We start from the raw sequence: 9,397 nt of genomic DNA, 5'->3' as shown, positions 1-9,397 counted from the left end.
GGGGAGCGTTGCCGCGGTCAGGAACCGGCCGTGGCGCTGTTCCACGGTGAGTTCGCCGCCCTGCGCCGCCAGCCGCTCCCGAAGCGTGGCGTGGCCGGTCCGGACGCCGCGGGACGGACCGGCCGGCCGGGTGACCAGGTCGAGCCGCGTGATCGGCGCGACGTCCGCCGCGGTGCGGGCGCGGCCGTCCACGGCGGCGGCTGGCGGTCCGGGGCCCCGAGTCGGCGGAGGCGCGCCCGGGGCCACGGCGGACGAAGGCCGCGCGGACCGGCGGGAGCGCGGCCGGTCGGCCGTCAGCGCAACGAGCGGGGGTCCGGCGTCCATGGGCGGCGCTGCGGGATCGGACAGCGGTGTCCGCCCCAGTGTCCTCCCCGCCTCCCGGCGCCGCCAGTGACACCGCGTCATGGGTCCACCCCGAGGAACGTCATGGCGAGGTGATGACGCGGTGCCACTGGGAGGGGAGTGCGCCGTCGGCTGAGATGGCAGGCATGACCGCCACACCCGTCCTCGACACCGAACGACCCGGCGCCGGGCCCGGTGCCTGCCCCGCAGTGGAGCCCCCGCCCTTCCAGACGCGGGCCGGGGAGTCCCGCGCGCTGCCCGACGCCGCCGGAATCCGCCGTCGGCCCCGCCACCGGCGGGCGGGAGCGACTCCGCGGACGAAGACATGGACCTGACGCTGCCGCAGCGGCTCTACCTGCTCAGCTACGACCCCGGCAGGAAGCGGTTCGACCCCGCCGGCCCCGCCCACCGCGGCCAGCTCCCGCGCGCCGCGGCGCTGGCCGAGCTGGCCATCGGCGGGCGGCTGCGCGACCACGGCGGCAGGGCGGCGCGCACCGGCGTCCGGCCCCCGGACGACCCGTTCCTCGCCGCGGTACGGGCCGACGTCTCCCCGGACCGGCCGTGCCCCTGGATCACCGCCGTCTCCCGCAGGAGGGCGCGGAGGCTGAGGGGGCCGTGCGCGGGCAACTCGCCGCGAACGGGTCGATCACGGTGCGGCGCGGCCGGGCGCTGGGGGTGTTTCCCACCCGGGTGATCGCACTCAACCGCCCTGGGCAGGCCCGCCTGCTGCGCGAGCGGACGCGCGGCGCGGTCCTCGGGGACCGCGCCGCGGCGGCCGCCATCGAGGACGCGGCCATGGCCGCGATCGCGGCCGAGGGCGGCGTGCGGACCGTGTTCACCCCGAAGGAGCGCTGGCAGCACAGGGCGGCGTTCACGGCGCTCAACGAGCGTTTCGATTCCGCGGTCCCCGCGCTGCGCGACGCGCTGCGCACGGCCGTCGCGGCCAGCAGGTCCGCCTCGTCCTAGCGGACACCGGCCCGCTCCACCGGGCACCCGAGCGGATGGACCCGCTCGACCAGCCGGGCAGGCCGGCGGCCCGCCGCCGGACGGCGCCCGCCCGGACCACCCCCCGATCGCCGCCGCGCGAGAAGACGACAGCAAGGAGTTCACCGTCATGCCACCGACCCACCCCGACCACTCGCGGGTGCCGGCTCCGGCCGGCTCCACCTCCCCGGAGCGCCCGGGCTGGCCCGAGATCGCGGTCGGCCTGCTCGCCACGGTCGTCGCCATAGCCGCGGCCGCGCTCTTCGGCCCGTGGGGGCTGGACCTGCCCCCGGTCGCCCACGGGCTGGCCCTGACCGCCTGGTCGGGCGTCGTCGGCCTCGTCGGCTTCGCCGCGGCCGCGATGGTCCGCATCCGCTCCTGGGGCGCCTTCGGCGTGCGCCGCACCACCTGGCGCTGGATGCTCCTCGGCCTGGCCGGGGGCGTGGTCGCCCTGGTCGTCAAGGCCGCGGTCATCTCTGCCATCACGGCCCTGACCGGGTTCGACTCCGATCCCCAGGGCGCGTACTACGAGGCGGCCGGCGGGGGCGTGCTGCCCCTGGTCCTGACGTTCCTGTTCCTCGCCGTCCTCACCCCCATCGGTGAGGAGTTCCTCTTCCGGGGCGTCGTCGCCAACGCCCTGCTGCGCTACGGGCCGGTGATCGGCGTCGTGTCCAGCTCGGTGGTCTTCGCGCTCTTCCACGGCATCAACATCATCCTTCCCGCGGCGCTCGTGGTGGGCCTCATCGCCGCCGAGCTGATGCGCCGCAGCGGGTCGGTCTGGCCCGCGGTGGCCGTCCACGCCGTCAACAACGCGGCGCTGCCGCTGCTGGTGCTCCTCACCGGCTACGCCGGTCCCGGCTGACCCGCCGCGGGACGGCAGTGGCCGGGCCCCCACGGCCGGGTGCGCGGGTCCCCGGCGGTCACGGGGGCGACTCGACGCAGCCTTCCCCGGCCCGGTGGCGGGGGCGGCGGCTGGTGGCAGGCGCCGCCGGTCGGGCCGCCCCCGTACCGCGGGGCGTGCGACAGCGGGGCGACACGCTCGGCGGGACCGGTGCCGCGTCGATCTGCGGCGCGCCGGTGCCGCCGAGCGCCGGAGGGCCTCCTCCTGCCCGCCGCCAGCGGCCGGGGCCGCTACCGCGCAGCTCAGCCCTGCCGCGGGCGCGGCCGAGCCGCTCGGCGGAGCCGCACCCGCCTGGTCCGGCATAATCAGGCGCCATGACCGGACACCCCCCGATGGGCCCCTCGGACGCGCGCCCGCGCCACCTCGTCCTGCACGACTACGGGATGGGCGGTCTGTGGTGGTGGGTCCGGGCCGGTTCGGCGCGGGAGATCACCGACGCCTGCGCCGAGGTGGAGGTGGTGACCGACCCCGGCGCCGTGCGGCGTGCGGAGGCTGACGCCTCCTTGGAGGAGGTCGACCTGGCGGCCCTGCCAGCGGACTCGGTGCTGGCCGGCCTGCGCGCGCGGCGGGACGCCCAGCGCGGTCGGCCCGGCTTCGGGGCGCTCGTGGGGCGCGAGCGCGTGTACCTGCGCATGCCCTTCCGCGACGACGCCGCGGGCGGTCCTCCCGACCCGGTCGACTACCTGCTGGAGCTGGGGCCGGACGGCCGCTGGATCCGCCAGGTGGAGCTCGCCCCGGACGGCGGGCTCCGGATGTCGGCCGACGACTGGCCGATCAACCCGCCCTTCGACCTGTACGATCCCGAGCTCGCCGGGTTGGAGATCGACGCCCGGACGTTCGAGGACTCGTGGCGGCGCGCCCGCCCGGCGCCGGGCGAGGACGGCTGACCGCCGCGCGGGCCGCGGCCGGTGCCCTCAGCCGCCGGCGGGACGCCCCTCGGCGATGGCGCGGAGCGCGGCGAGATGCCGTTCGAAGGCCCGCCGGCCCTCCTCGGACAGGGCGAGCCAGGTGCGCGGACGCTTGCCCACGTAACCTTTGGTGACGGTGACGTATCCGGCCTTCTCCAGCGTCGCCACCTGCTTGGACAGGGCCGAGTCGGTGATCTCGACGGAGTCGCGGACGAACGCGAACTCCGCCTTGTCCACGGCGGCCAGCGTGGCCGCGATCGACAGCCGCACGGGGGAGTGGATCACCTCGTCCAGTTCGTGCCGGGGGTGGCTCACCGGCGCCTGCTCTCCACGAGAGCGCCCGCGAACAGCGGCGCGGCGACCGCGACGGAGCCGATCAGGGCGACCGCGACGTCGCCCGGTCCCACCCTGACCAGCACCAGCACGTAGCCGAGGTGCAGCGCCGTCCAGGCGCCGACCACCGGGAGGTAGCGCTTGGCGAGGCCGCGCGGGTAGGCGCGCTGCCGGAGGGCGTAGACCGTCGCCCAGACGGCGAACGGCAGCACCACCGCGCCCACCGGCAGCAGCGTCCAGGGACCGGACAGGAACGCCGTCGCGAACTCCGCGACCAGCGTGGCCGCTCCCCAGACACACAGCAGGGTGGCGACCCACCGGGAGCTCGCCGCCCCCGCGGCCTCGTTCCGGTGCCGGGCGTCGTCCAACGCGGTCCGTGCTTCGTCGGGGCGCACGGGCCCACCTCTTCTCAAGCTGGTTCTTCCCCTACCGGAATCTTCGTCGAAGTATGGCAATTACTTTCCAACATGGCAAGTATGTTCCGGGGTGCCGCCCTCCGGCAGTGGTCCGCGCACGGTTGCCGGCACGCCAGGACCCCACGGGTCCGGCGCCCGCCGGCCGGCTCGCGGAAGGGGGCCACCGGACGGCGGGCGATCCGCCGCGGGCGGCGCGGACGTGGCGCGGAAGGTGCGGGAGGGGCGGCGGCCCGGGCCCTTTCGGCGGAGCGGTGGCCGCGCGCGCCCCGGGCCCGCAGGGCGCGCGGCCGGGCCGCAGGCGACCCGCGCGGCCACGGTCGCAGCGGCGCGGGACGCGCCCCACCCGCTCACCGCGTCGGACGACCACCCGCCGCGAGCGGCTGCCGGGTCGAGCGGGCGCGGCCGCACCGCCGCACGGGTACCCGCCGGCGGTGCCCGCGGCTGCGCCAGGAGCCGGCGTCCGCACCGCCGGGCACGAAGCCTCCGCGCCCGCTGGCCCCGGCTCCCGCGGCCCCAGGCCGGCCGCAGGGGCGCACGCCCGCACCGCTCCCGCCTCCGGGAGCCGGCCGGGCGCACTTCGGCGGCCGGGCGCCGGGCGGCCCCGCGCGGCCGGCCGGGACCGGTGCGGCGGCCACCGGTCCCGGCCGGAACCGGTAGCCGCGCCGGCCGGACTGCCGGGCCATCACAGCCGCAGGAGTGTCTAGAAGAACGTCGAGACGACGTCGGTGACCCGCCCGCCGGGGTCCAGCACCGGGATGTGCCGCCACTTGTCGACCGTCGTGCACGGGTGGTGCACGCCGCTCACCACGCGGTCGCCCACCGCGATCGGGTCGTCCGCCGGAACGCGGACGAACGCGTGCTGGTCGTTGAGGCCGGTGACCTCGAACCGGTCCCGCACGTCGCGGCGGTCCCGCCCGTCCGGGGGCAGCGCCCAGCGCGGAACCGGTGCCCCCATGTCGTCGCCGACGTCGCGCCGGCCGAACCCGAGTACCACGAGCTCCGGCTCCGGCCGCGACCACACGGTGGCCCACAGCTCCAGTGCCTCGCGCAGCACCGAGCCGCCCGGGGAGCGGCCCGCCAGCGGAGACGTCCGCTGGTAGCCGCCGGCGGCGTGCGTCACGTAGCAGCCGCTGCGCAGCACGCAGACGGCCGGCGTGCCGCCGGGGAGCTCGGCGAGCCGGGCCGGGCCGAGCTCCTCGACCACCAGGTCGAAGTAGAGGCTGCCGCCCGCGCTCGCGACCACCGGGCCGGGGAACGCGCCGTCGCCGGCCAGGGTGAACAGCGTCCGGCGCACGTCGGCGAGGAAGCCGCGCACCGTCGCGAGTTCGGCCGCCGGGATCAGGCCCTCGAACGCGCTGACACCGGCCAGCCGCAGCGTGGTGGTCCCGGCCGCGGCCTCGGCGACCCGGCGCGCCTCGGCCAGGTCGCGGCAGCCGGTGCGGCCGCCCCGGTAGCCGACCTCCAGCAGCACCGGCAGCGGGCGGCGCTGGCCCCGGGCGGTCAGTACCCGGTCGAGCGCGCGCACCGACGCCGCGCTGTCGACGTAGCAGAGGACCTCGACGCCGGGATCGGCGTCCAGCAGCGCGCCGACCCACGCGATGGCGGCCGGGTCGACGAGCAGGTTGGCCAGCAGGATCCGGGGCACGCCGAACGCGTGGCAGGCGCGGAGCTGGGCGGGCGTGGCCACGGTGATCGCCCACGCTCCGGCGGCGAGCTGGCGGTCGAACAGGCGCGGCGCCATCGTCGTCTTGCCGTGCGGGGCGAGCAGCACGCCGTTGCGCGCGCAGTAGTCGGCCATCGCGGCGATGTTGCCGTCGAGCGCCTCGCCGTCGAGGGTCAGGACCGGGAAGTCGAGCCCGCCCGTGTGCACGTCGCGGCCGTCGCGCACGTACTCCTCGACGGTGACGGCGGATCCGGCGGGGACGGCCAGCCCCTTGGCCGCGGCGTCCAGCCGCACGTCGACGCCGCTCACCGGCCACCGCCGCTGCCGCTCCGGTGCCGCGCGAGCGCGTCGGACAACGGACCTCCCCGGGTGGTCGCTGGCTGGTCGGTCCCGCCGCGCCCGCGGCGGGACCGCGCAACGAGTCAACCATTTCGCGCGGCGCACCGCCAGGGGCCGGTCGGGTATCCGCGGGGGAACGACCGGCCCACCCGGCGCCGGCGATCGTCGCAATCACGGCACAACGACATGAACGCCGCAGCCGCGCGGCGGTCCGAGCGCGTCCACCGGCGCGCTCAGGCCTCCGGACCCGGCGCCGGGGGCGCGTCCGGCGCCGGAGCGATGAGGTGGAACCGCCCGTCCAGCCCGGTGAGCCGCAGGATCCGGGTGAGCAGCCGGTTGGGCTGGCGCAGGGTGAGCCGGCCGCCCAGCCGCTCCGCGTGGTTGGCGGCGTGCACCAGAGCCGACAGCCCGGGGGCGTCGCAGAACACCACCGCGGACAGGTCCACGATCAGCCGCGGACCGTGCTGGTCGAGCGCCTGGACCAAACCGAACGCCAGGTCGCTCGTCGTCGCGATGTCCAGCTCGCCGGAGACGAACGCGACCACGGGGCCGGACGCCGGCCGCTCCACGGTCAGCCGCATCGGCGACGGCCGCCCGGAGGGCTGCGCGCCGGGACTCCGGTGTGTGGACCAGTGCATGGGGGGCTCGCCCTTCTCGACCCGAGACTCCAGCATGGTCCGCACCACGGGACCCGGCAAGGGCTGGACGTCCAGCTGGCGGTTTCCGGGCCGACCGCGCCGCCGCCCGCCGCCGGCGCCGCTGTCACACCCCGCCCCTACTGTCTGGCTGTCGGACATCGGCGCGAGACGCGGAAGAGGCCACCATGGCGGACGACCACACCTACCTGGAGCTCTCCGAGGAGGGCGGCGGCGCGCACAAGTTCTACGAGGTGGTGCGCGACGGCACCCGGGTCACGGTCACCTACGGGCGCATCGGCGAACGGGGCCAGACCAAGGCCAGCGACTTCGCCACCGAGCAGCAGGCCCGGACCGTCGCCGCCAAGAAGGTCAGGGAGAAGACGCGCAAGGGCTACGCGCCGGCCGTGCGCGGACAGCGCACCCGCCGCCCGGTCACCCGGCGGGCCATCGTCAGCAGCCGCTCCACCGCCCGCCAGGCGCCCGTCCTGTGGCGGTTCGCCAGTGGCGCCGCCGCCTTCGGCATCTTCGTCGACGAGCGCAGATGCTGGGTGGGCAACCAGCGCGGCGACGTCTTCACGCTCACCCACGGCGGCAGCGTCACGAGCCGGTTCCGGCTACCGGACGGCGTGAAGTGCATCGTGGCCGACGACTTCTGGATCTACGCGGGGTGCGACGACGGCAAGGTCTACGACCTCAGCGGCAAGGTGCCCCGGGTGGCCTACGAGATCTCGGCCGACGTCGACATCTACTGGCTGGACATCGACGACGCGACGCTCGGCGTCTCCGACCGCAACGGCCGGATCACCACCATCGACCACGAGGACGAGTTCCAGTGGGCGCGCGACGTCGACGGAGACTCCGCCTGGATGGTGCGCTGCGACGGCGACGCCGTCTACCACGGGCACTCCCGGGGCGTGGCCGGCTACGACGCCGCGGACGGGCGGCCCCGCTGGCAGACCCCCGTGTCGGGCAACGTGCTCTTCGGCTGGCAGGAGGCGGACGCCGTCTACGCCGGCACGGGGGGCGGGCGGGTGTTCCGGCTGAACAAGCGCGACGGCGCGGTCGCCGCCGTCTACCGGTGCGACGCCGCGGTCTTCTCGTGCGCCACGGCCCCCGGCGGCCGGTACGTGTTCGCCGGCGACAACACCTCGTCCGTCTACTGCTTCGACGAGTCCGGTGAGCGGCTGTGGAAGCTCGGCACCGGATGCGGCTCGGCGTTCTCCATGCAGTTCCTGGACGACCGGCTCTACATCGTCACCACCGACGGCACGCTGGCCTGCATCGATGCCAGTGAGGCGGCCATCCGGGCGGCCCAGGAGGGCTCCGTCCCCGAACCGCTGGACGTGAAGGCGGCGGCGTCGCTGCCGGTGGTCGAGCCGACCGTGGCGCTGGAGACCACCGCGGACGCCGGCGACGGGGTCGTGGTCGAGTGCTACCAGGACAGCGGCCGGCTGCGGGTGCGCGTGGTCACCCCCGGCTACGACTCCACGTGGCACGTCCAGTTCCCCAAGGGCATCCGCCAGCCGGGCGCCCGCTACCTGGTCGAGGGGGTGCGCCCCTCCGGCCGCGGCGGCTTCTACCGGGCGCACGGCGACATCAAGCGGCTGCTGTGACAGCGGCCCGGCGCGGTCCGCGGCGCCCGCTCCGGGCGCCGCTCACGGCGGCGGGAACCGCAGGACCGCCGCGCCGGTCACGCGGTCGGCGGCGAGGTCGGCCAGGGCGCGGTCGGCCTGGTCGAACGGGTAGGGCGTGGTGGTGACCTCCAGGCGGTGCCTGGCGGCGACGTCGAGCAGCGCCCGGCCGTCGGCCCGGGTGTTGGCGGTGACGCTGCGCAGCGTGCGCTCCTGGAACAGGTGCCGCTGGTAGTCGAGCCCGGGAACGTCGCTGAGGTGGATGCCGGCGACCGCCAGCGTCCCGCCGCGGTCCAGCGCCGCCAGCGCCACGGGCACCAGGTCGCCGGCCGGGGCGAACAGGATCGCCGCGTCCAGCGGCTCCGGCGGGGCGGCGCGCGCGTCGCCCGCCCAGTGCGCGCCCAGCCGCAGCGCCAGGCCGCGGGCCTCCGGCGCCCGCGTCATGACGTAGAGCCGGGCACCGCGCAGCAGCGCCACCTGGGCGGTGATGTGCGCCGACGCCCCGAACCCGTAGATCCCGAGCCGGCCGCCCTCGGGCAGGTCGGCCCGGGAGAGGGCGCGGTAGCCGATGATGCCGGCGCACAGCAGCGGGGCGAGCTCCTCGGCGGAGCGCCCCTCGGGCAGCGGGTACACGTAGTCGGCCGGGGCCGCGGCGTAGGGGGCGAAGCCGCCGTCGGCGTCCCAGGCGGTGTAGCGCGAGGCGGGGCAGAGGTTCTCGCTGCCCCGGCGGCAGTAGCGGCACGTGCCGCAGGTGGAGCGCAGCCAGGCGATGCCGACCCGCGCGCCGATCGGCGGCGCCGACGTCCCCGGCCCGTGCCCGACGACGCGGCCCACGACCTCGTGCCCGGGGACGGTGCCGGGGCGGCGGGGCGGCAGGTCGCCCTCGGCCAGGTGCAGGTCGGTGCGGCACACGGCGCACGCCTCGACGGCCACCAGCACCTCCCCGTGCCCGGGAACGGGGGTCGGCCGCCGGACCAGGCGCAGCGGCCGCGCGGCCATGGGGCCGGGCTGCCGCACCACCCAGGCCGGCATGGACACGGGCAGCGAGGCGGGGACTGCGGTCACGGTCGCACCTCCTGACCCTGTCCTTCCCCGGCCGCTGCCGAGGCGCACCCGCGTTCGCCGGCCGGCGCGAGGCGCCGCCCGGCGCGGCCGGAGGCCGCCGGCTGGCCGGGGGGTTCTTCCGCGGGCGGGCGCTGCGGGTGACCTTTCGATGCGGCGGGGCCCGGCAGGGGCGGCGGG

The 9,397-nt window shown here is 76.9% G+C and carries 10 protein-coding genes and 1 pseudogene; 5 read left to right on the top strand and 6 right to left on the bottom strand.

The genetic code is table 11. From position 1 onward, the window contains the following. Positions 1-192 (bottom strand): annotated as a pseudogene (locus tag DEF28_RS28605) (sensor histidine kinase); the annotation flags it as partial. A gap of 475 nt (positions 193-667) precedes the next feature. Here DEF28_RS28605 and DEF28_RS28600 point away from each other — a divergent pair. The 4 genes from DEF28_RS28600 (at position 668) to DEF28_RS23565 (ending at position 3,114) form a co-directional block, all read left to right on the top strand. Further along, complete coding sequence (locus DEF28_RS28600; RefSeq protein ID WP_233515503.1) at positions 668-1,036, top strand: GPP34 family phosphoprotein; 369 nt, start codon at positions 668-670, stop codon at positions 1,034-1,036. Next, positions 958-1,308 (top strand): GPP34 family phosphoprotein, encoded by a 351-nt coding sequence (locus DEF28_RS28595; RefSeq protein WP_309485838.1) that lies wholly within the window; start codon positions 958-960, stop codon positions 1,306-1,308. Before DEF28_RS28600 ends, DEF28_RS28595 begins: the two co-directional genes overlap by 79 nt. Before the next feature lie 148 nt (positions 1,309-1,456). Continuing rightward, positions 1,457-2,188 (top strand): CPBP family intramembrane glutamic endopeptidase, encoded by a 732-nt coding sequence (locus DEF28_RS23570; RefSeq protein ID WP_114399501.1) that lies wholly within the window; start codon positions 1,457-1,459, stop codon positions 2,186-2,188. Positions 2,189-2,541: 353 nt separating this feature from the next. Next, a complete protein-coding gene (locus DEF28_RS23565) occupies positions 2,542-3,114 on the top strand; it encodes a hypothetical protein (RefSeq protein ID WP_199493483.1) in 573 nt (190 codons plus the stop codon). A gap of 27 nt (positions 3,115-3,141) precedes the next feature. On the opposite strand, the gene DEF28_RS23560 is transcribed toward DEF28_RS23565, so the two are convergent. From DEF28_RS23560 to DEF28_RS23545, 4 genes are all read right to left on the bottom strand, one after another. After that, entirely contained in the window at positions 3,142-3,450 is a 309-nt protein-coding gene (locus DEF28_RS23560; RefSeq protein WP_114399500.1) for a winged helix-turn-helix domain-containing protein, read from the bottom strand. Beyond that, on the bottom strand, positions 3,447-3,863 hold the full coding sequence (locus DEF28_RS23555; RefSeq protein WP_147280205.1) for a hypothetical protein: 417 nt from the start codon (positions 3,861-3,863) through the stop codon (positions 3,447-3,449). The genes DEF28_RS23560 and DEF28_RS23555 overlap by 4 nt, the downstream gene beginning before the upstream one ends. Positions 3,864-4,584: 721 nt before the next feature. Beyond that, positions 4,585-5,856: an alanine racemase gene (locus DEF28_RS23550; RefSeq protein ID WP_114399498.1), complete on the bottom strand. Its 1,272-nt coding sequence runs from the start codon at positions 5,854-5,856 to the stop codon at positions 4,585-4,587. 263 nt (positions 5,857-6,119) lie between these two features. Next, positions 6,120-6,560 (bottom strand): STAS domain-containing protein, encoded by a 441-nt coding sequence (locus tag DEF28_RS23545; protein ID WP_158562908.1) that lies wholly within the window; start codon positions 6,558-6,560, stop codon positions 6,120-6,122. Between the two features lie 149 nt (positions 6,561-6,709). On the opposite strand from DEF28_RS23545, the gene DEF28_RS23540 reads away from it, so the two are divergent. Next, a complete protein-coding gene (locus DEF28_RS23540; RefSeq protein ID WP_114399496.1) occupies positions 6,710-8,137 on the top strand; it encodes a WGR domain-containing protein in 1,428 nt (475 codons plus the stop codon). Between the two features lie 42 nt (positions 8,138-8,179). Here the strand turns inward: DEF28_RS23540 and DEF28_RS23535 are convergent, their stop codons facing one another. Further along, positions 8,180-9,220 (bottom strand): zinc-dependent alcohol dehydrogenase family protein, encoded by a 1,041-nt coding sequence (locus tag DEF28_RS23535; RefSeq protein ID WP_369122487.1) that lies wholly within the window; start codon positions 9,218-9,220, stop codon positions 8,180-8,182. Between the last annotated feature and the right edge of the window lie 177 nt (positions 9,221-9,397).

It is taken from the genome of Marinitenerispora sediminis (assembly GCF_003336425.1).
Taxonomy (GTDB): domain Bacteria; phylum Actinomycetota; class Actinomycetes; order Streptosporangiales; family Streptosporangiaceae; genus Marinitenerispora; species Marinitenerispora sediminis.
Note: the sequence above shows the minus strand (reverse complement) of the source record. Positions and strands in the feature narration are given on the sequence as shown.

Bases quoted from the DNA above. Each gene is read 5' to 3' on its own strand.
- DEF28_RS28600 (WP_233515503.1), top strand. From the start codon at position 668: ATGGACCTGACGCTGCCGCAGCGGCTCTACCTGCTCAGCTACGACCCC.
- DEF28_RS23570 (WP_114399501.1), top strand. From the start codon at position 1,457: ATGCCACCGACCCACCCCGACCACTCGCGGGTGCCGGCTCCGGCCGGC.
- DEF28_RS23565 (WP_199493483.1), top strand. From the start codon at position 2,542: ATGACCGGACACCCCCCGATGGGCCCCTCGGACGCGCGCCCGCGCCAC.
- DEF28_RS23545 (WP_158562908.1), bottom strand. From the start codon at position 6,560: ATGCTGGAGTCTCGGGTCGAGAAGGGCGAGCCCCCCATGCACTGGTCC.
- DEF28_RS23540 (WP_114399496.1), top strand. From the start codon at position 6,710: ATGGCGGACGACCACACCTACCTGGAGCTCTCCGAGGAGGGCGGCGGC.